General features: G+C 71.0%; 20 protein-coding genes and 2 tRNA genes. 4 read left to right on the top strand and 18 right to left on the bottom strand.

Annotated elements, in window-relative coordinates:
• Positions 1 to 70 precede the first annotated feature (70 nt).
• On the bottom strand, positions 71 to 2950 hold the full coding sequence (leuS, locus tag AB0B29_RS02150) for a leucine--tRNA ligase (protein ID WP_362232763.1): 2880 nt from the start codon (positions 2948 to 2950) through the stop codon (positions 71 to 73).
• Between the two features lie 468 nt (positions 2951 to 3418).
• Between leuS and AB0B29_RS02155 the strand changes: the two genes are divergently transcribed.
• Both AB0B29_RS02155 and AB0B29_RS02160 read left to right on the top strand, forming a co-directional pair.
• Entirely contained in the window at positions 3419 to 4684 is a 1266-nt protein-coding gene (locus tag AB0B29_RS02155) for a cytochrome b/b6 domain-containing protein (RefSeq protein WP_362232765.1), read from the top strand.
• On the top strand, positions 4681 to 6291 hold the full coding sequence (locus AB0B29_RS02160) for an NADH-ubiquinone oxidoreductase-F iron-sulfur binding region domain-containing protein (RefSeq protein WP_344453469.1): 1611 nt from the start codon (positions 4681 to 4683) through the stop codon (positions 6289 to 6291). Before AB0B29_RS02155 ends, AB0B29_RS02160 begins: the two co-directional genes overlap by 4 nt.
• A gap of 120 nt (positions 6292 to 6411) precedes the next feature.
• Here AB0B29_RS02160 and AB0B29_RS02165 read toward each other — a convergent pair.
• From AB0B29_RS02165 to AB0B29_RS02210, 10 genes are all read right to left on the bottom strand, one after another.
• Positions 6412 to 6484 (bottom strand) — tRNA-Ala (locus AB0B29_RS02165).
• Positions 6485 to 6606: 122 nt separating this feature from the next.
• Positions 6607 to 6840, bottom strand: a complete 234-nt coding sequence (locus tag AB0B29_RS02170) for a hypothetical protein (RefSeq protein WP_006136074.1) — start codon at positions 6838 to 6840, stop codon at positions 6607 to 6609.
• 3 nt (positions 6841 to 6843) lie between these two features.
• The gene (locus AB0B29_RS02175; RefSeq protein WP_104780615.1) at positions 6844 to 7017 is read right to left on the bottom strand and encodes a hypothetical protein; all 174 of its coding nucleotides are present in this window, start codon (positions 7015 to 7017) and stop codon (positions 6844 to 6846) included.
• A gap of 200 nt (positions 7018 to 7217) precedes the next feature.
• Positions 7218 to 7290: transfer RNA gene (locus AB0B29_RS02180), tRNA-Ala, on the bottom strand.
• 98 nt (positions 7291 to 7388) lie between these two features.
• Positions 7389 to 8057 carry a histidine phosphatase family protein gene (locus tag AB0B29_RS02185; RefSeq protein ID WP_362232768.1) on the bottom strand — a complete coding sequence of 223 codons (669 nt, stop codon included), beginning with the start codon at positions 8055 to 8057 and terminating at the stop codon, positions 7389 to 7391.
• Positions 8054 to 8500, bottom strand: coding sequence for a ribosome silencing factor (rsfS, locus tag AB0B29_RS02190; RefSeq protein ID WP_053669099.1), 447 nt, complete (start codon positions 8498 to 8500; stop codon positions 8054 to 8056). The genes AB0B29_RS02185 and rsfS overlap by 4 nt, the downstream gene beginning before the upstream one ends.
• Before the next feature lie 105 nt (positions 8501 to 8605).
• Positions 8606 to 10318 carry an LCP family protein gene (locus AB0B29_RS02195; RefSeq protein ID WP_362232771.1) on the bottom strand — a complete coding sequence of 571 codons (1713 nt, stop codon included), beginning with the start codon at positions 10316 to 10318 and terminating at the stop codon, positions 8606 to 8608.
• A 16-nt stretch (positions 10319 to 10334) separates the two neighbouring features.
• Positions 10335 to 11078: a nicotinate-nucleotide adenylyltransferase gene (gene nadD, locus AB0B29_RS02200; RefSeq protein WP_362232774.1), complete on the bottom strand. Its 744-nt coding sequence runs from the start codon at positions 11076 to 11078 to the stop codon at positions 10335 to 10337.
• Between the two features lie 85 nt (positions 11079 to 11163).
• A complete protein-coding gene (locus AB0B29_RS02205) occupies positions 11164 to 11328 on the bottom strand; it encodes a hypothetical protein (RefSeq protein WP_003990192.1) in 165 nt (54 codons plus the stop codon).
• 162 nt (positions 11329 to 11490) lie between these two features.
• Complete coding sequence (locus AB0B29_RS02210) at positions 11491 to 11649, bottom strand: hypothetical protein (RefSeq protein WP_362232776.1); 159 nt, start codon at positions 11647 to 11649, stop codon at positions 11491 to 11493.
• Positions 11650 to 11773: 124 nt separating this feature from the next.
• Between AB0B29_RS02210 and AB0B29_RS02215 the strand changes: the two genes are divergently transcribed.
• Positions 11774 to 12913 carry a M48 family metallopeptidase gene (locus AB0B29_RS02215; RefSeq protein WP_362232778.1) on the top strand — a complete coding sequence of 380 codons (1140 nt, stop codon included), beginning with the start codon at positions 11774 to 11776 and terminating at the stop codon, positions 12911 to 12913.
• Between the two features lie 95 nt (positions 12914 to 13008).
• On the opposite strand, the gene AB0B29_RS02220 is transcribed toward AB0B29_RS02215, so the two are convergent.
• From AB0B29_RS02220 to proB, 5 genes are all read right to left on the bottom strand, one after another.
• A complete protein-coding gene (locus AB0B29_RS02220; protein ID WP_362232781.1) occupies positions 13009 to 14091 on the bottom strand; it encodes a hypothetical protein in 1083 nt (360 codons plus the stop codon).
• Between the two features lie 89 nt (positions 14092 to 14180).
• Positions 14181 to 14783, bottom strand: a complete 603-nt coding sequence (locus AB0B29_RS02225) for a hypothetical protein (RefSeq protein ID WP_362232783.1) — start codon at positions 14781 to 14783, stop codon at positions 14181 to 14183.
• 169 nt (positions 14784 to 14952) lie between these two features.
• On the bottom strand, positions 14953 to 16239 hold the full coding sequence (locus AB0B29_RS02230; RefSeq protein WP_362232786.1) for a glutamate-5-semialdehyde dehydrogenase: 1287 nt from the start codon (positions 16237 to 16239) through the stop codon (positions 14953 to 14955).
• 72 nt (positions 16240 to 16311) lie between these two features.
• Positions 16312 to 16770, bottom strand: a complete 459-nt coding sequence (locus tag AB0B29_RS02235) for a hypothetical protein (RefSeq protein ID WP_362233881.1) — start codon at positions 16768 to 16770, stop codon at positions 16312 to 16314.
• A 133-nt stretch (positions 16771 to 16903) separates the two neighbouring features.
• A complete protein-coding gene (gene proB / locus AB0B29_RS02240) occupies positions 16904 to 18010 on the bottom strand; it encodes a glutamate 5-kinase (protein ID WP_362233883.1) in 1107 nt (368 codons plus the stop codon).
• 475 nt (positions 18011 to 18485) lie between these two features.
• Here proB and AB0B29_RS02245 point away from each other — a divergent pair, with 475 nt between their 5' ends.
• Positions 18486 to 20519 (top strand): hypothetical protein, encoded by a 2034-nt coding sequence (locus AB0B29_RS02245; protein WP_362232789.1) that lies wholly within the window; start codon positions 18486 to 18488, stop codon positions 20517 to 20519.
• Positions 20520 to 20543: 24 nt separating this feature from the next.
• On the opposite strand, the gene AB0B29_RS02250 is transcribed toward AB0B29_RS02245, so the two are convergent.
• On the bottom strand, positions 20544 to 21752 hold the full coding sequence (locus AB0B29_RS02250) for a glycosyltransferase family 2 protein (RefSeq protein WP_362232792.1): 1209 nt from the start codon (positions 21750 to 21752) through the stop codon (positions 20544 to 20546).
• Positions 21753 to 21964: 212 nt separating this feature from the next.
• Entirely contained in the window at positions 21965 to 24079 is a 2115-nt protein-coding gene (locus tag AB0B29_RS02255; protein ID WP_362232795.1) for a hypothetical protein, read from the bottom strand.
• Positions 24080 to 24121: the final 42 nt, after the last annotated feature.

The raw sequence follows: 24121 nt of genomic DNA on the forward strand, positions 1-24121 counted from the left end.
AAGGCCACCTCCGAGAGGGTCCAGTCCCCGAGAGGACCATCCCCCCCGAGCGCGGCCGTACGCCTGGCGGCTACGCCGGAACGATGTTCACCAGCTTCGGCGCGCGCACGATCACCTTCCGGATCCCGGCTCCGCCCAGCGCTGCGACGACCTTCTCGTCCGCCAGCGCGACCTTCTCCAGCTCGTCGTCGGAGATCGACGGCGCGACCTCCAGCCGCGCCTTGACCTTGCCCTTGATCTGGACGACGCAGGTCACCGTCTCGTCGACGACGTATGCCGGGTCGGCCACCGGGAAGTCCCGGTGCACCACCGAGTCGGTGTGCCCCAGCCTGCGCCACAGCTCCTCGGCGATGTGCGGGGCCAGCGGCGCGACCATCAGCACCAGCGGCTCGGCGACCGAGCGCGGCACGGCGCCGCCCGCCTTGGTCAGGTGGTTGTTCAGCTCGGTGACCTTGGCGATGGCGGTGTTGAACCGCATGCCCTCCAGGTCGCCGCGGACCCCGTCGATCGCCTTGTGCAGGGCGCGCAGCGTCTCCTCGTCCGGCTCGGCGTCGACGACGGTCACCTCGCCGGTGGCCTCGTCGACGATGTTGCGCCACAGTCGCTGCAGCAGCCGGAACTGGCCGACCACGGCGCGCGTGTCCCAGGGCCGGGAGACGTCCAGCGGGCCCATGGCCATCTCGTACAGGCGCAGCGTGTCGGCCCCGTACTCGGCGCAGATCTCGTCCGGAGTGACCGCGTTCTTCAGGGACTTGCCCATCTTGCCCAGCAGCCGGCTGACCTTCTCGCCCTGGTACCAGTAGGCGCCGTCGCGCTCCTCCACCTCGGCGGCCGGCACGGCGATGCCGCGGCTGTCGCGGTAGACGTAGGCCTGGATCATGCCCTGGTTGAACAGCTTGTGGAACGGCTCGGCGGAGGAGACGTGGCCCAGGTCGTGCAGGACCTTGGACCAGAAGCGCGCGTACAGCAGGTGCAGCACGGCGTGCTCGGCGCCACCGACGTACAAGTCGACACCGCCGTGCGGCTGCCCCTCGCGCGGGCCCATCCAGTACTGCTCGATCTCCGGGTCGACCAGCTTGTCGGGGTTGTGCGGGTCCAGGTAGCGCAGTTCGTACCAGCAGGAACCGGCCCAGTTCGGCATGGTGTTGGTCTCGCGGCGGTACGCGCGCGGGCCGCGGCCGTCGCCCAGGTCCAGGGTGACGTCGACCCAGTCCTCGTTGCGCGACAGCGGCGTCTCGGGCTGGGTGTCGGCGTCGTCCGGGTCGAAGGTGCGCGGCGAGTAGTCCTCGACCTCGGGCAGCTCCAGTGGCAGCATCGACTCGGGCAGGGCGTGGGCGATGCCGTCCTCGTCGTAGACGATCGGGAAGGGCTCGCCCCAGTAGCGCTGGCGGCTGAACAGCCAGTCGCGCAGCCGGAAGTTGACGGTGCCCTCGCCGACGCCCGCGTTTTCCAGCCATTCGGTGATGCGTGCCTTGGCCTCGGCGACGCCCAGGCCGTCCAGGCTCACCTGGTCGTTCGAGGAGTTGATGATCTTCGCGTCGTACGACGAGAAGGCGTTCTCCCAGGTCGAGGTGTCCGTGCCGCGGCCGTCGGTCGGCTCGACGATGCAGTGGATCGGCAGCTCGAAGGCGCGCGCGAACTCGAAGTCGCGCTGGTCGCCGGCCGGGACGGCCATGATCGCGCCGGTGCCGTATCCCATCAGCACGTAGTCGGCGATGAAGACCGGGACCTGCTCGCCGTTGACCGGGTTGGTCGCGTACGCGCCGATGAAGACGCCGGTCTTGTCCTTGGCCTCGGCCTGGCGCTCCACGTCGGACTTGGAGGCGGCCTGGGCGCGGTAGGCGGCGACGGCCTCGGCCGGGGTCGCATGACCGCCGGTCCACACCTCGTGGGTGCCCTCCGGCCAGGCGGCCGGGGTGAACTTCTCGACCAGCGGGTGCTCGGGCGCCAGCACCATGTAGGTGGCGCCGAACAGGGTGTCGGGGCGGGTGGTGAAGACCGTGATGCGCTCGCCGTCGATGGGGAAGTCGACGCGGGCGCCCTCGGAGCGGCCGATCCAGTTGCGCTGCTGCAGCTTGATGGCCTCGGGCCAGTCCAGCGCGTCCAGGTCCTCCAGCAGCCGGTCGGCGTAGGCCGTGATGCGCATGTTCCACTGGCGCAGCTTGGCCTTGAAGACCGGGAAGTTGCCGCGCTCGGAGCGGCCCTCGGCGGTGACCTCCTCGTTGGCCAGCACGGTGCCCAGCCCGGGGCACCAGTTGACCGGCGCGTCGGAGGCGTAGGCCAGCCGGAACCCGCCCAGGACGTCGGCCTTCTCGGCGGCGTTCAGCTCGCTCCACGCGCGCGTGTGCCCCGGTACGGGCCGCTCACCGGACTCGAACTCGGCGACCAGCTCGGCGATGGGGCGGGCCCGGCGGGCGTCGTGGTCGTACCAGGAGTTGAAGATCTGCAGGAAGATCCACTGGGTCCACTTGTAGTAGTCCGGGTCGATCGTGGCGAACGACCGGCGCTTGTCGTGGCCCAGGCCCAGCCGGCGCAGCTGGGACTTCATGTTCTCCATGTTGGCTTCGGTGGACACGCGCGGGTGCGTGCCGGTCTGCACCGCGTACTGCTCGGCGGGCAGGCCGAAGGCGTCGAAGCCCAGGGTGTGCAGGACGTTGTGGCCGGTCATCCGCTGGAAGCGCGCGAACACGTCCGTGGCGATGTAGCCCAGGGGGTGGCCGACGTGCAGACCCGCACCGGAGGGGTACGGGAACATGTCCATGATGAACTTCTTGGGGCGGGCGACGATCTCCCGGTCACCCGCCAGGTCGCCCTTGGGGTTGGGCGCGGCATAGGTGCCGTCGGCGTCCCAGAAGTCCTGCCAGCGGGCCTCGATCTCGGCAGCCATGGCGGCCGTGTAGCGGTGCGGCGCCGCCACCTCGGAGGTGGCGGCGGGGTTCGTCTCGCTCATGATCCTCAAAGCTCCATCGATCGTCTCTGCCTGCGGCTGTCTGGTTCGAGAAACGAAAAATCCCCTCACACAGGAGGGGACGCCGCGCCGATGCCGGCCACTCGACTTCTCCGGTGGCCGGGACTGATCAGCGCGGCCCGCTAAGCAGAAGGCGTACGGCACGCATGGCGCTAGGGTACCGCAGGCCCTCAGCGTGCCGCGACGCGCTTTCGGGGGGCCGCCCCGCACCCCAAAAGCTGAACCATGGTCAATAGTTACTTCGCGTAACAGCAGCTAAGGGACATCGCTACGACCATATTGTCCTTTGATAACAACGCAATAACTCAAACCTCGTACTGATCGGTATGACTCCGCTTAGAGTTCGGCCCGGGACCGCTGCTTTCCCGAACCGCTCGGAGTTGCCCCCATGAACCCTCATCGCAGTAACACCTCCCTACCCCCGGCCGCCGGGACGCGGGGAGGCCGGTCGTGAACCCCTACGACTCCACGGCAGACGACTCGTTCGCCGAGTTCCTCAACTTCGGTGCGGGCGTGTTGTCCCTCGTGTGCCTGACGTGCTCGGTGATCTGGGGGCTGATCGCCCAGGACCGGGTCCTGCTCGACACCCGCCGCCGCATCCTGGCGCAGGCCGTGCACCGGACCACGGCCGTCGCCTCGATCGTCTTCCTGCTGGTGCACATCGGCGTGAAGCTGGCGCTGGCCCACACCTCGTGGATCGCCGCGGTGATCCCCTTCGGGCTGCTGCTCACCGATGACGAACTGGTCACGGGCCGGTCTTTCCTGATCGGCCTGGGCACCCTGGCGGGCATGCTCATGATCTTCGTGGGCATCACCGGCGTGCTGCGCAACCGCTTCGCGTCCCCCGCGCCCGTCGCGGCCCGCTGGCGGGCCATGCACATGCTGGCCTACCCGGCCTGGTGCGCCGCCCTGGTCCACGGGCTCTACGCGGGTCGCGCCGCCAAGCCGATCTTCGTGATCCTGTACTGCCTCTCCCTGGCCGGCGTGGCCGGAGCACTCGCCCTGCGCGCGGCTCCGCGCCAGGTCAAGCGCAAGGTCGCCGACAAGATCGCCTCCATGATCGGCCCCGGCGAGGGCCAGGGCCGCAGGGACCTGGAGGAGAGCCGGGCCCGGGCGGGCGGCGGCTTCGGGTTCCCCGACCAGGAGGGCCGGGGCGCGTCCGCACGCGGCGCGGCGTCCCCGTCGGGGCCGCTGTACGAGAAGGCGGAACGCCCCGCGGCCAAGGAACCGGCGAACGGCTTCGCCGCGGCCTACCGGGCCGTCTCGGGCCCTCCCCAGGGCCGCCAGGCCTTCGCGCCCGGGCCGACCACCAGCATGCAGCTGCCGCTGGACCTGCAGCCCACCGAGACCATCCCGACCGTGGACGGCCCCTCCAGCACCTCGGGCAACTGGCCGATCCCGTCCCCGCCGCCGGTCGGCGAAGCCCCGCCGTCCGCCTACGACCCGCTCCAGGACACGGGCTTCAACATCCCGCCCTACGACCCCCTGCAGGACACCGGACAAAGCATCCCGGCCTACGGCAATCCAGGCACCGCCGGTTACGGATCGAGTGACGTGTACGACACGGGTGAGACGAACGCCGCCTTCGACACGTACTACCCGAACGACACGTACAACAGCGGTCCCGCCACTGACACACGTCCCGGTGCGTCCTACGACTTCGACGCACCGGGATCGGGCGAACCTTGGAACACGCCTTCCGGAGGCTTTAAGTGAACGAGGCCCTGCCCGACGTACCCGAAGTCCGCGTGGTCGGGCTTCCCCAGCTCACGTCGGGCTTCGACCTTGTCGATCGGCTCGATCTGCCCATGCACCTCAAGGTGCACGGGCCGCTCGAGCCGATGGGCGGCGAGCAGCTCGCGCAGCTCGCCGAACGCATCAACCTGAAGGGCCGCGGCGGCGCGGGCTTCCCCTTCCACAAGAAGCTGCGCTCGGTCGCCGAAGCGGCGATCAAGCGCGGCGTCCGGCCGGTCGTCGTCGTGAACGGAAGCGAGGACGAGCCGGCCTGCCGCAAGGACACGGTGCTGATCAACCGTGCCCCGCATCTCATCCTGGACGGCGCCCTGCTGTGCGCCGAGGCCCTGGGTGCCCGCACGCTCGTGGTGGGGGTCACCCGTGAGTCGACCCAGCGCTCCATGGAGGCCGCGCTCGCCGAACGCGGCCTCAGCAACGGCCGCCGGTCGGCGCTGCGCGCGCGGGTCCAGCGCAATCCCGTCCGCATGGTCACCGGTGCCGCCGCGTCGCTGATCCGCTCGATCGACGGTGGCCCCGCCATCCCGCCCGGCCGCAAGGTCAGCGCCTCGCAGAACGGCGTCGGTGGCGCACCCACCCTGCTCTCCAACGCCGAGACTTTCGCCCAGCTGGCGATCGCCGCCCGCATCGGCCCCGAGCGCTACGGCAACACCGGTCTGTACGACGAGCCGGGCACCGTGATGCTCACGGTCTCCGGCGCGGTCGCCCGCCCCATGGTGATCGAGGTCCCGACGGGCGTGCCGCTGCGCTACGTCCTGCAGCTCGCCGGCGCGCCGCCGGTACCGCAGGGCGTGCTCACCGGCGGCTACCACGGCAAGTGGATCGACGCGGCGACCGTCAACGAGGCGGTCGTCTCCCGCAACTCGCTGGACGCGGTGGGCGGCGCGCTCGGCGCCGGCGCGATTCTGCCGATCACTCAGGACACCTGCCCGCTGGGCGAGTCGCTGCGGGTGGCGCAGTGGCTGGCCGAGGAGAGCGCGGGCCAGTGCGGACCCTGCTACCTCGGTCTGCCGGCCGCCGCGCGCGGTCTGGAGGACATCCTCAACGGCGGCGGCCCTGCCGCCCTGGAAGCACTCAAGCAGGTCGCCAAGAACGTGAAGCGGCGCGGGGCGTGCTCGCACCCGGACGGCTCCGCGATGTTCATCGAGTCGACCATCAAGGCCTTCACCGACGACCTCGCCGCCCACGTCCTCGGCAACGGCTGCGGACGGCCCGTGGAGGGCGTTCTGCCGCTCTTCGAGGGGGGCAGGGCCCCGACGGGCATCCCGGGCGGCGGCGAGTCCGAGGAGAACGGCCCGAGCCGCCAGAAGATCTACGTCGACTGGACGCTGTGCCGGGGCCACGGGCTGTGCGCGGACATCCTCCCCGAGGTGTTCCAGCTGGGCGCCGACGGCTTCCCGACCGTGGCGCAGGCGCAGGTACCGCGGTACGCCGAGGCCAAGGCTCTACGCGCGGTGCGCCGCTGCCCGGCGCTGGCGCTGCGCATCGAGGAGTCGGGGGCACCGGGCGCGCCGTCCCGCAACCTCCCGGTCCTCTCCCAGGGCCGCGGCCGCCGCGCTCTCGGCCGCTGAGCGGACACGACGGCGGGCTTCCCTCCGGGGAAGCCCGCCGTTCGCGTACGTACGACAAGCACGTCGGACGCGACAAGAAGGCGGGCCATCCGATCGGATGGCCCGCCTTCTCATCTACTGTGGAGCTAAGGAGAATTGAACTCCTGACCTCCTGCATGCCATGCAGGCGCTCTACCAACTGAGCTATAGCCCCTTGTTGTGCTCCGCCCGGTTTCCCCGGCGGCGACGCCAACATTACTGGTCCTGTGGGCCCAACACCAAATCGGTTTCGCCGTGCCCGATATGACCGTTATGTCAATCCCGGGGCTTCGAGCGTCAGGCCGTGACGAACGAATAGAACCGCTTGAGCGTGCAGTGCTCCTCCAGGAGCCGGCCGTAGATCGGCTCGCCCTCCAACTCGCGGTACGTCTCGATCGGGTCGCCTTTTATGATCAGCGCCCGCGCGCATTCCTCGCACCAGTACTGGTAGTCGGGATTGATCGGCTCCATGTCGCGGACGATCGGCGTCCCGCTGCCGCACCAGTCGCACTTCCGCCTGTGTGCACCCATCGATCAGCTCCAGCTGTGGCCGCAGGCCGTGCACACGTAGGAGATCCCGCCGTTGTCGCCGAGCATCTGGGCCACGTGCGCGGAACCGCAGGAAGGGCAGCTGAGTCGGGTGGACATGTCCCGTGTGAACGCTGCTTCGAGGAGGTGGTCGACCTCCTCGAGGATGCTCGCAGGCATCGCTACTCCTCCCGTCGGGCCGCGCCCCCTTCCGGCCGTTTGATTCTGCCACGGCCGGGCCAATACGGTCAGCGACGCCTCAGTACCAGTCCGGACACGCCACCCGGCGGGGCCGTAGAGGTATACGCCTCAGCAAGCCCGAGTGACTCAAGCCGGAGCACGAAAAATCCCGCCCCCACACCGGGAACGGGATCTTGTCGTGGAGCTAAGGAGAATTGAACTCCTGACCTCCTGCATGCCATGCAGGCGCTCTACCAACTGAGCTATAGCCCCTCACACGCGGCGGAACCGCATGTTGTTCTGTTGCCCCGCTGGCGGGGCGAACAAGAAGAACTTTAGCCTGCGACCTGCCGGAAAGTGAAATCCGGGGGTCAGTCGTCGTCGCCGAGCACCGGTTCCGGCAGCGTGCCGGCGTTGTGCTCCAGCAGGCGCCAGCCGCGGGCGCCTTCGCCGAGCACGGACCAGCAGCAGTTGGAGAGTCCGCCGAGGCTCTCCCAGTTGCGGGGGTCGAGATCCAGCAGACGGCCGATGGTGGTGCGGATCGTGCCGCCGTGGCTGACCACGACGAGTGTGCCGCCCTCGGGGAGCTTCTCGGCGTGCCGGAGCACCACCGGGGCAGCGCGATCGGCGACCTCGGTCTCCAGTTCGCCGCCACCCCGGCGCACCGGCTCGCCGCGCTTCCACGCGGCGTACTCCTCGCCGTACCGGGCGATGATCTCCTCGTGCGTCAGGCCCTGCCAGACGCCCGCGTAGGTCTCCCGCAGCCCCTCGTCGTGGGTGACGTCGAGGCCGGTGAGCGTGGCGAGCTCGGCGGCCGTGGCCGCTGCGCGCCGCAGGTCGGAGGCGACCATGGCGTCCGGCTTGAGGGAGGCGAGCAGCCGGGCGGCGCGGCGGGCCTGGGAGACGCCGGTCTCGGTCAGCTCGACGTCCGTGCTGCCCTGGAAGCGACGCTCCACGTTCCACGAGGTCTGGCCGTGCCGCCAGAGGATGATGCGACGGCCGCGGCCCTTCCCGGCGGCCGCCTCACGGGAGGAGGTCACCGCCAGTCACCGTCCAGTTCCGCCTCCTCCTCGGCCGCCCGCAGCTTGGCGTGCTCCTCGGCCTTGCCGCGGGTGGCCTTGGCCTCCTCGGGCAGGTCGAGCTCGGGGCAGTCCTTCCACAGCCGCTCCAGGGCGTAGAAGACGCGCTCCTCGCTGTGCTGGACGTGGACGACGATGTCGACGTAGTCGAGCAGCACCCAGCGGGCCTCGCGGTCGCCCTCGCGGCGGACCGGCTTCGCGTCGAGTTCCTTCGAGAGGCGCTCCTCGATCGCGTCGACGATCGCCTTGACCTGGCGGTCGTTGGGCGCGGAGGCCAGCAGGAAGGCGTCAGTGATGGACAGCACGTCACTGACGTCGTAGGCGACGATGTCGTGGGCCAGCTTGTCGGCGGCCGCCTGGGCGGCGGTGTTGATCAGCTCGTGAGAGCGGTCGGTCACGGTCACTGCAAGGCTTTCGGTCGGCGGACTCTTGACACCCAAGGGTCTCACGGACCGCCGCGGGCCCCCCACGCGACAACGGGGATCGCATGGGGAGCGCGCTCCCGCCGGTCAGCCGGCGGACGGCTTGTAGTCCTGGCCGAGGACCACGGAGACGTCGGCACTGCCGGAGGTCTTGCCCTTGGTGACGGAGCCCGCGGGCAGTCCGAGGGTCTTGGCGACCTCGGCGGCGTTCGCCTTGTCGGCGGCGTCGGCGTACACGACCTCGGAGGTGGCCCGGGCGGTGCCGGTGCCGCTCTCCAGGAAGGTGAAGCCGCCGTTGAGGAGCACGACGCGGGCCTTCTCGGTGTTGTCCTTGACGCCGGTGGCGTTCTGGACGGAGACGCTGACGGCGGCGTCCTTGTCGGGGCTCTTGGCGGTGCCGCCGAGGACGTTCTTGACGACCCCCGCGCTCGCCTGGGCGCTGAGCGTGCCGTCGCTCCGGACGGGCAGCAGGTCGGTCTTCACGTCGCCGCCCTTGGCGAGGTCGGAGAGCCCGGCGAGGAAGGTGCCGAGGTCCTTGTCGGTGAGGGACGGGTCGAGGATCTGGGCGAGGGTCTGGATGGTGGTCGTGGCGGCCTGCGGGTCGGACGACATCTTGCGCAGCACGCCCTGCATGACCTGCCCGAACCGCTTCAGCTGGGCGTCCTGGGCCTCGCCGGGAGCGCGGTAGGTGGCGTAGGCGACCGCCATCTTGCCGCTGAGGGTCTGGTCCTGGCCCTTGTTGACCAGGGGGGCCTCCCCCTTTTTCTTGGCGGCCGGGTCGGGGACGTCGGTGTCGGTGTCGACATCGATGTTGCCGACGAGGTCGACGAGGTTCTGCAGGTAGGGGGTGTCCAGGCGCCAGGTGCCCTCGATGTCGGTGCCGAGGACCGTGTCGAGCGCGTCGCGGGTGCCGTCGGAGCCGTCGTCCTCGACCGACTTGGCGAGCGTCGTCGTGGTGCCGTCGTCGCTGGTCAGGGCGAGGGAGTTGGGCAGCAGGACGGTGGTGCCGCGCCGGGTGGTGGTGTTGTCGACGAGCAGGGCCGTGGAGGTGCCGCCGCCCTTGGTGTCGTGCAGGTGGACGACGATCACGTCGCGCTTCTGGGCGCCGGCGGCCGTCGCCGTGCCCTCCTTGGAGTCCTCGGAGGACAGGCCGGGCAGCTTGCCCGCGTACCAGAGCCAGCCCACGCCGCCGGCCGCGACAAGCGCGAGGACGACCGCCAGGGCGACGATCCGGCTGCGGGCCCGGCGCCGGGCCTCCTCGCGGCGTTCGGTGCGGTTCTCGGTGAACTTCAGCCAGTCGATGACGTCTTCGGAGTTGGCGTCCGGTTCCTCGACGAAGGCGAACTGCTCGGTGTGGTACTCCCGTTCAGGCTCGGCGGGAGTGTCCTGGTCGTGGGCCGGGCCGGCCTGCTGCGGGATGTGGGCGGTCTGCTGGGCCGGCTGTTGCGCGACGCGGGGCTGCCGGCCGGTGGCACCGGCGGCGGCCTGGCCGTAGGGGTCGTGCGGGGCACCCTGCGCGGGTGCGCCCTGCTGCGGGGCGGTGCCGTACGGGTCGTAGGAGCCGTAATCGGTGGCGGGCTGTGCGCCCGTGCCGTAGCCGTACGCCGACGGGGGCTGTTGCGCCGCCTGCGCGTACGGGTCGTAGCCGTAGCCCTGCTGGTGCTGCTGGGCGTACGGGTCGTACGTCTGCTGCTGGGTCTGGACCTGCCGGTAGACCGGCCGGCCGTACTCGTCGTAGCCGACGAGCTCGTACTGGTCGGCGCCGTGGTCCGCGGCCCCCGCGTCGTATCGGTCGTTCACCGGTGCCCCTCTCGGCTCACTCGCCGCGGTACAGCTCGCGCTTGTCGATATAGCGCACGACGCCGTCCGGCACCAGGTACCAGATCGGATCGCCCTTGGCGACTCTCGCGCGGCAGTCGGTGGAGGAGATGGCCAGGGCGGGAACCTCCACCAGCGAGACACCGCCCTCCGGGAGTCCGGAGTCGTCCAGGTGGTGACCCGGCCGGGTGGCCCCGATGAAGTGCGCCAGGGAGAACAGCTCCTCACTGTCCCGCCAGGTGAGGATCTGGGCGAGCGCGTCGGCGCCGGTGATGAAGAACAGGTCCGTGTCGGGGTTGAGCGCGCGCAGGTCGCGCAGGGTGTCCACGGTGTAGGTGGGGCCGCCACGGTCGATGTCGATACGGCTGACGGAGAACTGCGGGTTCTCCGCGGTCGCGATGACCGTCATCAGGTAGCGGTCCTCGGCCGGGGAGACGCTGCGGTGGGTCTTCTGCCAGGGCTGGCCGGTCGGGACGAAGACCACCTCGTCGAGGTGGAACGCCGCGGCGACCTCGCTGGCCGCCACCAGGTGCCCGTGGTGGATCGGGTCGAAGGTGCCGCCCATGACGCCGAGCCGGCGCTTGCCCGGCCGTGCAGGACCCTTCCCGGTGCCGTCGGTGCGGGGGGCCGTCGTGGAGACACGGCGGGGCTCCGAGTGTCGCTCGGTGCCGCTCGCCGTCTCCTGTGCCGGGTCGTGCGGCGTCTCGTTCGCCGGACCGGTAGGCATGTCCTGCTCTCCCATGCGTGCAGACCCTACCGGCCCTGCCTGAGGGCTCCGGCCGCCCCCGTGGTCCCCCGGGCATCCGCGGCGGGATGCCCCGCCGGTCTCAGCGGTCGCGGTTGAAGCGGGTGGTGATCCACAGCAGGAGCAGCAGGATGAAGAGGGCGCCACCGCCGGTGAGGTAGGGGCTGAGGCTCTCGTGGTTTCCGCCGTGCTCTTCGCCCTCGGCGGCGAGGGTGACCAACTGGGCAGCGGTGCTGTGGAAGCTCATCTTCGGCAGGACCTATCGCGTGAGGGCGGGTTAAAGACGTCGGCTCATCGTAAGCGGGCGCCCGTTCCGCGATCACCCCGACTCCGCTTGTTCGTGCCGTGGGCGGTCACGCTGCCGCCCCCGAGGCCGGTCCCGGGCCCGGCGGGGAACCTTCGTGTGGCCTCAGTCGTCCTTCCGTCTGTAGCCACGCAGCAGGAACCACGCGGTCAGCGCACAGCCCAGGATCATCACGATCAGCACGATCCGCAGCAACCCCGGCCCCTCCCCCTCGGCGGCGCTCGCGGCCTCGGCGAGCCAGGCGGTGGCGGGTTGGTGGTGCATGGCGGTGGTCTCCTTCGCTGTACTGCCCGACCACCGTAACTCCGCCTAGGCTGGGCCCTGCCTCGGGGAGGCAAAAGGCCGCACAAGGGGCCGCAAAGGTCACACCAGACGCATGGGGGAAGACATGTCCGACGGCCGTGAGCACCAGGAGCACGAGCGCGTGCCGAGCAGGCAGCGCAGGCGCTTCCCCGGGATCTCCTCGCGTACGTACGAGCACCCGGCCGACCGTTCCGCCCTGGTGGCGCTGCGCAAGCTGAGCGGTTTCGACACGGTGTTCAAGGCGCTCAGCGGTCTGCTGCCCGAGCGCAGTCTGCGGCTGCTGTTCCTGTCCGACTCGGTGCGCGTCTCGGACCAGCAGTTCGCCCACCTGAACGTGATGCTGCGGGACGCCTGCTACATCCTGGACCTGGAGAAGGTCCCGCCGATGTACGTGAACCAGGACCCGCAGCCGAACGCGATGTGCATCGGCCTCGACGAGCCGATCATCGTCGTCACGACCGGTCTCGTCGAGCTGCTCGACGAGGAGGAGATGCGGGCGGTCGTCGGGCACGAGGTGGGGCACGCGCTGTCCGGGCACTCCGTCTACCGGACGATCCTGCTGTTCCTGACGAGCCTCGCCGTCCGGGTCGCCTGGATCCCCCTGGGCAATCTCGCGATCATGGCGATCGTGACCGGGCTGCGGGAGTGGTTCCGCAAGTCGGAGTTGTCCGCGGACCGCGCGGGGCTGCTGGTCGGGCAGGACCTGCAGGCCTCGATGCGGGGTCTGATGAAGATCGCGGGCGGCAACCACCTGCACGAGATGAACGTGGACGCGTTCCTGGCCCAGGCCGAGGAGTACGAGGCCGGGGGCGACCTGCGCGACTCCGTGCTGAAGATCCTCAACGTGCTGCCCCGCTCCCACCCCTTCACCACCGTGCGGGCGGCCGAGCTGAAGAAGTGGGCGGAGTCGCGGGACTTCCAGCGGATCATGGACGGCCACTACCCGCGGCGTGACGAGGACAAGGACACCTCGGTCCGGGACTCCTGGCGGGATTCGGCGAACCACTACACCTCCCACGTCAAGAGCTCCAAGGACCCGCTGATGAAGCTGGTCACGGACCTCGCGGGCGGCGCCGGCGACCTGGGCGACCGGGTCCGCCGCGGCTTCAACGGGTTCACGGCAACGCCCCCGAAGCCGCCTCAGGGGCCCGGGACGGACGCGCCGGACTCGTCGGGCCCGACGGACTCCTCGGGTGGCGGCCAGCCGCCTCGGGACGAACGCTAGGCACCCGCGCCGCACCCCGCCCCCCGGCCGGCGCGGCAGGGGTGGGGCCCTCCCGGTCCAGCCGGAGGCTTCTCTCCCGCCCGGTGAGGGCCTCTCTACACCTTCGGCTGCGCGCTCGTCGCCAGAGTGCCGCACAGGGCCGTCGCGCCGCCCGTGGCGTAGGGGTCGGTGCCCGCGGGGCCGCCCTCCTTGGCCGTCTGGCCGGCCAGCAGGGGTCGGAGGTGGTTCGTGGAGTCCTCGGCGCAGGACAGGGGCCCGGCCTGGACGTAGGAGACCACCAGCTGGGCCTGGTGCAGCCGCAGGTCGTCGCGGTCGAAGCGGAAGTGCAGCTCGCGCCGGAGGGTGAACAGGGACACCTCGTCCTTGTCACCGGAGCCGGACCGGGACCCGGCCGCCCGCAGCGCGTACACGAACGTGTGGTCGGCGGTGACCTCCAGCGTCGACGCGTCGGCCTCGGCGGCCTGCAGCGTGCCCTGGACCCGGACCTTGCGGTCGGCGAGCTCGGCGCGTGAGGGGTCGAAGCGCACCAGCCAGCCGGTGGGCGCGTGGCGTCCGTCGGCGGTGGGGCGGGCGAAGCTCTGGTCGAACTGGTCCAGTTGGTCGGCGTCGAGCAGCACGCGGACGGCGCGGACCTCACCGCCCGTGAGGACCTCGGGGTCCAGGGCCGAGCGGACGATGTAGTCCTTGGCGGTGGTCAGGGCACTCACGACCTGGCTGTCCGAGAAGTGCGCGGTGCGTCGCGAGGCGGGCAGGGGCACCCCCTCCGCGCCGGTGCGGAACTGTGCGGCGGGGCTGTGCTCGTACAGGTAGGCCGGGTCCGCCGTCCCGGGCACCTTGCCCTCGGGGGAGAGCGGGATGACGGTCATCCGCAGGGGCTCGACGGGCTCCCGGGCGGCCGGGGTCTGGTAGGGGTGCCGTACGCCCATGTAGATCGCGGTACCGAAGGCGACGGCGATCAGCAGGACGAGGACCAGGGCCTGCCGGGACAGGCCCCGGCGCAGCGGCCGGCGGCGTCGGACCGCGGGGGCGTGGTCGGCGATGCGCTCCTGCGCGGAGAACTCCTGGAGCCGGGCAGCACGGACGAACGACTCGTCGAACACGACGGATCGGTACTCGTCCTCTCCACCTCCGGGGGCGCCCTCGGCAGGCCCCTCAGGTGGGTTTCCAGGCCCGCCCATATCTTCAGGGTAGGTCGCCGGGAGCTCGGGTAAACGCCCGGCTGCTCCACAAGTTCTGACAGGTTCTCACCAAGATGGGCGGGTTCCGGTCAGGGGCTGTGGGGGATCACCGAGACGGCAGGCGGAGAGTACTCGGCGGAGGTCGAGGGGGCCACCGCGCTGCCCTGTTCCAGCCCGGTCGAGGCGGGCGGCGGCGCGGGCTCCTCGCGGTGGGAGGACGCACCCCGGTAGACCGCCGTGAAGGCCAGGGCGACCATGCCGACACCCATCACGAGAGCGAGCAGCCAGGCGACGGGGCGATGCCAGCGCACCTGTTTGGAGTACGGCCCGGTGCCGCCGTAGGGGTCCTCGAGGACGTCGGGGTCGTCGAACTCGTCGAGGCCGGGATCATGACCGAACACACCCCGCCCGTCCGGGCCGTACCGGTCGTCGTAGCGCTCGCCTCTGGTGCGGGTGCGGCGTGCCTCTGCCTCGGAGGCCTCGGCTCTCGCCTGTGCGGCGGCCAGGAGGCGCTCGACCGCCGACGGCTCGTGCACCACGGCCGCGCGTACGAAGGCCTCGTCGAAGACCACGGAGGCGAACTCTTCGTCCGACACCCCGCGGTCGTGGTCGTCGTCGGGCTCCCGGCCGTCCGGAAACGGCGTGCCCCCCACGTCCTCCGGCACGGATCCAGAGTAGACCTGGGGGGTCAATTTGGGCAGACGGTATGCACATTCATCCACCGGTCGAGACGGCTTCCACGGGGCGCGGGACGGCGCACGCCCGCCCGGCACTCCTCCTGCACGCGACTACGCCACCCGGGTGACCCTGCACGGGCATGCGACGGTGCGCATACCCGTACTGCTCCACCGGGAGCACGGCTCAGCGCCTGACGTGCCCGTCCCCGGTGACGATGTACTTCGTGCTGGTCAGCTCCGGCAGGCCCATGGGGCCACGGGAGTGCAGCTTCTGCGTGGAGATGCCGATCTCGGCACCGAAGCCGAACTGGCCGCCGTCGGTGAAGCGGGTGGAGGCGTTCACGGCGACGGTGGTGGAGTCGACCAGCTGGGTGAAGCGGCGGGCGGCCTGCTGGGAGGTCGTGACGATGGCCTCGGTGTGGCCGGAGGTCCACAGCCGGATGTGCTCGACGGCCTTGTCCAGCGAGTCCACGACCGCGGCGGCGATGTCGTACGACAGGTACTCGGTCTCCCAGTCCTCGGCCGTCGCCTCGACGACGGTGGCCTTGGAATCCTTGGCGTAGGCCTGCACGCGCTCGTCGGCGTGCACGGTGACCCCGGCCTCCGCGAGGGCGTCCAGGGCGCGCGGCAGGAACTCCGCGGCGATGTCCTGGTGGACCAGGAGGGTCTCGGCGGCGTTGCAGACGCCGACCCGCTGAGCCTTGGAGTTGATCAGGATCTCGACGGCCATGTCGAGGTCGGCCTGGGCGTCGACGTAGACGTGGCAGTTGCCGGTGCCGGTCTCGATGACCGGGACGACGGACTCCGTCACGACCGCGTTGATCAGGGAGGCGCCACCGCGCGGGATGAGCACGTCGACCAGGCCGCGGGCGCGCATCAGCTCGCGCACGCTGTCCCGGCTCTCCCCCGGGACGAGCTGGATGGCGTCGGCGGGCAGCCCGGCCCCGCCGACGGCGTCGCGCAGGACGCGCACCAGGGCGGTGTTCGACTGGTACGCCGAGGAGGAGCCGCGCAGCAGGACGGCGTTGCCGGACTTCAGGCAGAGGGCGGCGGCATCGACGGTGACGTTGGGCCGGCCCTCGTAGATGATCCCGACGACGCCGAGCGGCACGCGGACCTGGCGCAGGTCGATGCCGTTGGGCAGCGTGTTGCCGCGCACGACCTCGCCGACCGGGTCGGGCAGCGCGGCCACGTCGCGCACGTCGGAGGCGATGGCCCGGATCCGCTCGGGGGTGAGCGTGAGCCGGTCGATCATGCCCTCGCTGGTGCCGGCCTCCCGGGCCTTGGCGACGTCCTTGGCGTTGGCCTCGACGATCTCGCTCGCACGGACCTCCAGTGCGTCCGCGATGGCGAGCAGCGCGTCGTCCTTCTCGGCCCGGGGCAGCGGCGCGAGGGTCGCGGCGGCGGCCTTGGCGCGGTAGGCGGCCTCGGTGACCGGGGACATGGAGTCGTACGGAGAGAGCGTGGTCATGAGGGAAGGGTAGTGCGCCGGGCGGCTCGGTTCACCGTTCGTTCCACAGCGCGAGACACTTCGTGGAACGGGTCAAAACGGGTGGACGCCGACCGGGGACGCCGGCGGCGGACCGTAGCCCTCGGCGATGCGCTGGTGGTAGGTCACGCGGTCGATGACCTCCAGTCCGACGATCTCCCAGGGCGGCAGCCCGGCGGTCTGCCGGTGCTCGCCCCACAGGCGCAGGGCGACGGCGGCCGCGTCGTGCAGGTCGCGGGCCTCCTCCCAGTAGCGGATCTCCGCATGATCGACCGCGTACCGGCTGGTCAGGAAGAAGGGGTGGTCGTGGGCGAGCTGCTCCAGGGCGCGCCGGACCTCGGGAAGCGGGGCCTCCTTGCCGGAGACGCTGAGGGTGACGTGCCACAGGCGTGGGGTGTCCACGGGTTCCTCGCCCTCGAACCGGTCCCCGGCCGCCACGCTGGTCAGGGCGCGTTCCTCGCCGGCCGCGCGGGAGCCGGCACCACCGCGGGACCCCTGAGTCCCCGGGCGCACTCGCCTCACGACGGCCTCCTTTGCACAGTGGCGCTGCTGCGGAATAGGTCCCGAGACAAAGTTGAGCAGGCCGCAAGGGATCGCGTGGCGGTTTTGCGGAACGTCCACCACCGGGGGCGGACGTTTCGACACATTAGGGGTGCAGGACCACCAGGTCGTCCCTGTGTACGACCTCGCGTTCGTACGCGGGTCCGAGATCGCGGGCCAGTTCCCGGGTGGAGCGGCCGATCAGCCGGGGAATCTCCTTGGCGTCGAAGTTGACGAGCCCCCGGGCCACGGCGTGCCCCGTGCCGTCTCGCAGCTCGACCGGGTCGCCGGCGCTGAACTCGCCCTCGACGGCGGCGATACCGGCCGGCAGCAGCGACTTGCGGCGGTCCACGACGGCCTGCACGGCGCCGTCGTCCAGGGTCAGCGCGCCCTGCGGGGTGGAGGCGTGCTGGAGCCACAGCAACCGGTCGGCGGAGCGCTTGCCGGTGGGGTGGAAGAAGGTGCCGGTGTCCTGGCCGGTCAGCGCGTCGGCGGCGTGGACGGCGCTGGTGAGGACGACGGGGACACCCGCGGCTGCGGCGATCCGGGCGGCCTCGACCTTGGTGACCATGCCGCCGGTGCCGACGCCGGCCTTGCCGGTGCTGCCGATCTCGACGTCCGCGAGGTCGGAGGGGTCGCGCACCTCGCCGATGCGGGAGGTGCCGGGCCTGGCGGGGTCGCCGTCGTAGACGCCGTCCACGTCGGACAGCAGGACCAGCAGGTCGGCGTGGACGAGGTGGGCGACCAGGGCGGCGAGGCGGTCGTTGTCGCCGAAGCGGATCTCGTCGGTGGCGACGGTGTCGTTCTCGTTGACGATCGGGACGGCGCCCATCGCGAGCAGTTTGTCGAGGGTGCGCGAGGCGTTGCGGTGGTGCGAGCGGCGGCTCATGTCGTCGGAGGTCAGCAGGACCTGCCCGACGCGGACGCCGTAGCGGGCGAAGGACGCGGTGTAGCGGGCGACCAGCAGGCCCTGGCCGACACTGGCGGCGGCCTGCTGCCGGGCGAGGTCCTTGGGGCGGCGGCGCAGGCCGAGCGGGGCGAGGCCGGCGGCGATGGCGCCCGAGGAGACCAGGACGATCTCGCGCTCCCCGCCGCTGCGGACCTTGGCGAGGACGTCGACCAGCGCGTCCACCCGGTCCGCGTCCAGGCCGCCCGAGGCGGTGGTCAGCGAGGAGGAGCCCACTTTGACGACGATCCTGCGGGCCTCGCCCACGGCCTGCCTAGCCCCTGCCACGTCGCCGTCCGTCCCCTCGCGTCGATTCGCTCCCTCACCGGGAAATCTACGGGACGGCCGGACCGTGTGCGGCGGCGGTCCACGCTGCGGACGGTGCCGTCCACGTCACGGGAGCGCAGCCGCCCTCCCCTTGCGTCGCCCGGCCCCATGGCTGAAAACCGAGCCACCGTCTTCCCTCGGTCCGCGACAGGATCCGATCGCTGTCCCCTCGACACCACGGCGGGGAGCCGGCCCCCGCGCCCTCCGGGTCGGCCTTTCCCACGGCCGGAAACCGACCTTCCGCCCCTTCCGGGTCCACCCCACGACAGGAACAGGATCTTCCGCTACCGTCCGACGACACGCCTGACGGCAACCACCCCCACGCCCCGGCGACACGCGCGTGTCGTCGGGACGCCGCCGCGCGTTAACCCGGACGGCCGACCTGCGCCGACCCGACGCTCCTGGAGTGACCGCAGTGCCCGTACCTCTCCCCCGTCAGCAGGCCCTCCTCAAGGGGCTGGTCACCGTCGTCCTGGCAGCCGCGTTCGCCGCACAGGCGGTCGCGGCGCTGCTGCCCCACGTACCGTTGCTGATCGCCGCGACGGTCGTCTCCCTGGCCACCGAAGGCGTCCTGTACCGGTGGCAGCGCGGGGTGCTGTCGCTGTTCGCCAAGTCGCACGCGGACATCACCGTGCGCCAGGTCGTACGGGACCTGCTGCTGGTCGTGGCCGTGCTGCGGCTGGACGAGCAGGACCGGGAGACGGTGTACGCGCCATTGGTGGCGGGGCTGCTCGTCTGCTACGTGCTGCACTGCGCGATCCAGGCGGTCTCCGTGCTGGTGCGCCGCACCCGCACCCTGCCGGTGCTGACCCGGAACATCGACGCCTCGGCACTGCGGCTGTCCCCGGCCCCGTCCGTGCTGCTGCGCCGCCCCGGCCAGCGGCTGCTGGTGTTCGGCCTGCCGGCGACGGCCGGGCTGCTGGCCAGCACGCCGGGCGACCGTCCGGTGTACGCGGCGGCGGGCATCGCGCTCTCCCTCGCCCTCGGCCTCGTCGGCCTCGGCGCGCTGCTGCTCCGGCTGCTGCCGGGCCGTCGTCCGGCGGACGAGCAGGAGGTGCTCGAATGGTTCGACGCGTGGCTGGCCTCGTACCGGCCGACCGCCGGCCTGTACTTCTCCGGCGGCGCCGCCTCGGCCTACCAGGCGAACATGTGGCTGGAGCCGCTCGCCGGTCTCGAGGGCAGGCCGGTCATCATCCTGCGCGAGCGGTTCATGCTGCAGAAGATCGCGGCGACGGACATCCCGATCGTCTGCCTGCCGAAGGTGTCGACGCTGATGCGCCTGGAACACTCCACGCTCCAGGTGCTCATCCACCCGTCGAACTCCGGCAAGACCTCCCAGGTGCTGCGCATCCCCACCATCCGGCACACCTTCGTCAACCACGGCGAGAGCGACAAGCTGTCCTCGTGCAACCCGTACGCGAAGGCGTACGACGAGGTGTGGGTGGCCGGGCCCGCCGCGCGCGAGCGGTACGCCCTGGCCGAGGTCGGGGTCGAGGACAAGGACGTGGTGGAGACGGGCCGCCCGCAGCTGGACGGGGTGCTGCCCTACGCGGGTCCGCCGGCCGGGCCCTGGACGACCGTGCTGTACGCACCGACCTGGGAGGGCTGGGACGGCAACCCCGGCAACACGTCGGTCATCGCCGCCGGGGAGAACCTGGTGCGGGCGCTGCTCGCGGACCCGGGCGTGCGGCTGCTGTACAAGCCGCACCCGCTGACGGGTTCGGTGGACCCGCGCGCGGGCGCGGCCGATCTGCGGATCCGGGAGCTGATCCGGGCCGCCAACCGGGACCGGGCGGGCGCCCGCCCCTCGGACGGCACCGAACTCGCCCGGCGCACCGCCGAGCTGGACCGGCTCACCACGTCGGTCTTCCGCTCCGGGGCCGACACCGTGGAGCGGATGCTGGTGCAGTCGGCGCCGGAGCCGGGCCGCGCGGAGGCGGTGGCACGGGCGACGGCCGCGTGGGAGGAGGCGTACTGGGCCTCGCTTCCGGCGGGTGAGCACCAGATCGTCACGGACGCCCGGCCCGCGCTGTACTCCTGCTTCAACGTGGCCGACCTGCTGATCAGCGATGTGTCGAGCGTGATCAGCGACTTCCTGGCGAGCGAGAAGCCGTACGCGGTGGCCAACACCAGCGGACTGTCCGAAGAGGCGTTCCGTACGGCGTTCCCTACGGTGGTGGCGGCGACGGTGCTGACGCCGGACGCCTCCGGGGTGCCGAGCCTGCTGGAGACGGTCCGGCACCCGGAGCTCGACGAACTGGCCGAGGCACGAGCCGAGCTGAAACTGAGGCTGCTGGGCCCGGCGGAGCCGACGTCGCAGGAGCGCTTCAACGAGGCCGTCCGGGCGCTGAGCGCGGAGGCCCGGGAGCACCGGGCACGGGTGACGGAGCGGCTGGCCGCGGTGCCCGGCCAGCGTGCCTCGTCCGACGTCCCGACCGCACAGCGCTGAGCGGCGCCGGACACCCCGCGTCGGTCACGCCGCGTGGCGTATCTCCCGGGCCGTCAGCACCCGGCGGGCCTTGCGCACGGCGCGCCGCATGAACGTGTCGACGCCGCCCTCGCGGTACCCCGGGAAGGCGCGGGCCTCCCGGGGCTCGGCGAGGTAGACCGAGTCGGGGACTCCGGCGGCGCGATCCCGGAAGTGCGGGTAGGCCAGGTACACGCGGCGGCCCTTCCTCTCCAGGAGGGCCGCCGCCTGCTTCTTGCTCTTGACGAACTTCACGACGTCCGGGAGCAGTTCGGGGCGCTGCTCGGCCACCAGGTGCAGCCGAAGCCGCTCGTGGACCTTGAGGCGATGGGCGACGCCCTCGGTCCAGTAGGCGTCCATCAGCGGCTTGGCGAGCTCGAACTTGTGCCGCCGTATCTCCTCGCTGTCCGTCAGGTACTTGGGCCCGAACTGCGGCAGCAGCGTGACGAGGAAGGGCCGTACCATCAGCTGGTCACGCCGGCCGCCCGCCGGGACGAGCTCGGCGATGAGATCCATCAGGGCCCGCGCGGAGTCGAAGCGCAGCGTGTAACTGCCGCTCTTGGTCACGTGCTTGCCGTCGTCTCGGCCCACCAGGTAGTAGCAGGTGTGGTCGGCGACCACGGAGACGCCGTCCGCCCGCAGGTACGCCTCCATGGTGAACAGTGCGTCCTCGCCGGTGAACAGCGACTCGTCGAAGCGCATGCCGTACCGGTCGAGCAGCGCGCGGCGGAACAGCTTCTGGGCGCTGAGGGTGAACTTGATGTTGGAGGAGAAGACGTCCGTCCGCTCCACCGTCCTGCCCCACATGGACTTCGGTGCCGAGCGGTTGACGCCCTCGACCTTGCCGAGCACCACGTCCGTGCCGGCCCGGTCGGCCATGGCGACCATCCGCTCCAGGGCCTCGGGGCCCAGCCGGTCGTCGGCGTCGAGGAAGAACACGTAGCGTCCGGTCGCCTTTCCCAGGCCCACGTTGCGCGGGCCGCTGGGGCCGCCGGAGTTCTCCTGCCGGATCACCAGCACGTGCATGGGAGCCCGCTCGGCGAACTCCTCCAGGTACTCCCCCGTCCCGTCGGTCGAACCGTCGTCCACCGCGATGACCTCGACGCGCGTCGGATCGATGGTCTGTGCCTCGACGGAGGAGAGGCACTCGATCAGATACGGCATCGCTTCGTACGCACCGATGATCACACTCACATCAGGCTGCGTCACGGTCACGTTTCCCCCTCGTCAACGGGATATTCCCCCCGTATCGCCTCATTCGCTACTTGATAGACGGGTGATCGAGACAAGCGGTTGCCTCGCACACGGGTCTTAGTGGGATACGTCACACAGTGATCGGACAGGCTGCGGCAAATGGAAAGAGTTCGGCCCCGAGAAGCACCCTCGGGGCCGAACTCTTCAGTAACTCTTCAATCGGTGGCGGCTGTTCAGACCGTCCCCGCACCGTCCGTGTCACCGGCGGCGGGCACCCGCTGCCCGGGCACGGCGTTCGCCAGCTCGGCCTCGCTCTCCGCGAGGGCGGCCGCGTCCCGTGACTGCTGGCCGGCGTTGCGCGTCTCGGCCTTGAGGGCCAGGTTCGCGACGGCGGTGTTGAACTGCTCCAGCGACGTGGGCTCGTCCGGGCCCAGCAGGTACTGCTTGAGTTCCTTGCGGTCCCCGGCCAGCGGGTCGGCGTCCGGGGCGCGGACCGCACCGAGCAGCTCGTCCAGCTCGCCGGCGCTGTTGGACAGGATCACCGCGGCACGCACCGCCGTGTTGTTGCGCTTGAACTCCTCGACGCCCACACCGGCGGAATCCGTGACCGCGTACGGCTTGCCGCTCGCGATGAAGTCGGAGACCACGCTGGAGATGTCGGAGACCATCGCGTCGGAGACGTTGAAGCAGTCGTACAGCCGCGGCTCGGAGCCGGTGATGACGCGGTGCTCCCAGGACGGGAAGGAACGCCAGTAGGCGTCGTTCCACTCGGCGCGCAGCCGGGCGACCTCCTCGTGCCGGGCGACGTCGACCAGCCCGTCCCGGGTGGCCACGGCCTCGTCGCCGCGGTCGCCGCCTGAGCCCGACAGCTGCGCCAGCCGGGCCTCGATGCGGCTCAGCTCGGCCTTGGCCTGGGCCTGGGCGGCGGTGTCGGCGACGAACCGCGAGTTGATGGCACGCTCGGCGGCGGCCTTCTGCACCAGGGCGGTGATCCGCCGGTGCGCGGCGCCGGCTTCCTTGCTGACGTTGCCGGTGAAAGGGTGCGGCTTGTACAGGACACGGACCGGCGGGTCGGCCTGCACCAGCTGCTGCACGATGTTCTCGCCGGCCAGCACCACCGAGGTGTTGCCCGGGTTGCCGTCCCAGCCCTCCCAGGTGGGGGCGTACAGCACGGTCGGGATGCGGCCCTCGGGGACGCCCTGCCAGGTCTGGATCGGGGCGAGCTGCGGGCGGCCGACCTCGACGATGTCGTCGTCGCGGACACCGACGTCTGCGAGGGCGTAGCGGTCGCGGCCCGCGCGGCCGGCCGTCCACACCTCGTCGTAGACCTTGCTGTACGGGTTGACGCTGGCGAGCTTGTCGCTGTCGCCGTGGCCGATGAAGACGTGCTTGATGGTGGGCACGCGCAGCATGTGGATGTTCTTGCCGACGTTGGCCGCGTAGAGCGCGACGCGCACCGTGGACAGGTCCATGTTCATCAGGTGCACCCCTCCGGGCACGCAGATGACGGGGACCGTGGTGGGCGCCAGATTGTTCAGGATGGCCCGCTCACGCAGGATGATCAGCGGCTTGGACTCCAGCTTCTCCATGGTGTCGAGCCACATGTTGACCTGGTAGGCGGAGTCCTTCGATCCGGAGAAGTACAGGACCGTCTCCGGCTTGTACTCGGCCAGCCAGTCGTCGACGGCGGCCAGGACCTTCTCCGCCCTCGGGGGGATCTTCCGGCCGCGCACGAACGGCACGAGCGCCAGGACGTACAGGGTGGCCACGGCCACCGTGATGCCGATGCCGATGAAGCCGATCAGGGACGACTTCACCTGGGCGGCGAGCAGGATGCCGACGACGGCCGCGAGGTCGAGGTGGAGCATCTTCTCGGCGGAGCGGTGCAGCAGCTTGCGCGGCGGGGCGTCCGGGATGCGGATCCGGGAGGCAAGGTCGACGTTGCGGGTGGCGACCGGCATGCGGCGGCGGTTGCGGATCAGCTGGACCAGCGCGCCGTGCGGGGCCTGCAGGCCGTAGAAGGCGATGAAGCAGGCGATCGCCCCGTAGTAGATCAGGTTGTCCGCGAGGGACAGCCGGGCCAGCAGCAGGACGAGCAACAGCTGCCGTATCAGGAAGCGGATCGACAGGCCCGCCCGCACCTTGCCCAGGCGGTTGATCAGGTAGCTGCCCTTGCGGTGCAGATAGTGGTCCGCCAGGTACGTCACGGCGGCCGCTGCCGCGAAGGCGGGAACGCTCGGGACGAGCGCGGCCAGCATGAGGGCGGGGAAACCCGCCACCATGAGGACCGCCGCGGCCAGCTCGGCCGCGCTGCCCACCCGGGCGACGCGAATAGCGGTGGATATCACGGAGAAACCTGCTCTTGGGAGGGGTGTGCCGGTCTTGGTTCG

Origin of the sequence: Streptomyces tibetensis, assembly GCF_040647715.1 — a bacterium.
GTDB classification, from domain to species: domain Bacteria; phylum Actinomycetota; class Actinomycetes; order Streptomycetales; family Streptomycetaceae; genus Streptomyces; species Streptomyces tibetensis_A.